Source organism: Sporolactobacillus sp. KGMB 08714 (assembly GCF_036598985.1).
Classification (GTDB): domain Bacteria; phylum Bacillota; class Bacilli; order Bacillales; family Sporolactobacillaceae; genus Sporolactobacillus.
The window spans coordinates 1-597 of the sequence record NZ_JAUUBW010000070.1 but is presented as its reverse complement, the minus strand read 5'-3'; the positions used below and the strand labels follow the sequence as shown (position 1 = coordinate 597).

The 597-nt window shown below is 53.3% G+C and carries 1 protein-coding gene; it reads right to left on the bottom strand.

Features of this window, described 5'->3' with window-relative positions:
- Positions 1 to 584: transaldolase (locus tag Q6A92_RS18800; protein ID WP_332239032.1), on the bottom strand; the 584-nt coding region annotated here is incomplete at its 3' end.
- Positions 585 to 597: the final 13 nt, after the last annotated feature.

Sequence of the window (597 nt, the reverse complement as noted above, 5' to 3'; positions counted from 1 at the left end):
TCGACGCCGAGCCGGTCCGCCTCATAGACGTTGAACAGTTCACGCGAGCTGGCCCAGAGCAGATTCGCTCCCTTTTTCGTCCGGCAGATCCCGACAGACTTTTTCATGTATGGAATCGGATCGCGCCCCGTATCGGCAATGCGGCCGGCAAAGACGGACACGATGTTCTCAACCTCCGGATTGAGTGCTTCGACGGCCGCCTCGACCTGTTCCGTCGTCAGAATCGCCGTGATATTCAGCGAATAGCCTTGGTCTTCCAGCTTCTGAATCAGCGGCACGGACGATTCGCCCTTCGTATTCGTAATCGGAATCTTGATGAAGACATTCGGACCGAAAGTGTGGATTTTCTCCGCCTCTTTTTCCATCGTCGCAAAGTCGTCGGCAAACACTTCAAAAGACAGCGGCAGATCGGGAATCTTTTCAACGACTTCTTTGGCAAAGGCCACATAATCCTGAACGCCCGCCTTTTTCATCAGGCTCGGATTGGTCGTAAACCCGGAAACAAAACCGGCCCGATAGGCGGAAAGCATATCGTCCAGCACGGCTCCGTCCGCGTAAATTTTCACTTTCAGATTATTGTCCATGATCAGTTCCTCC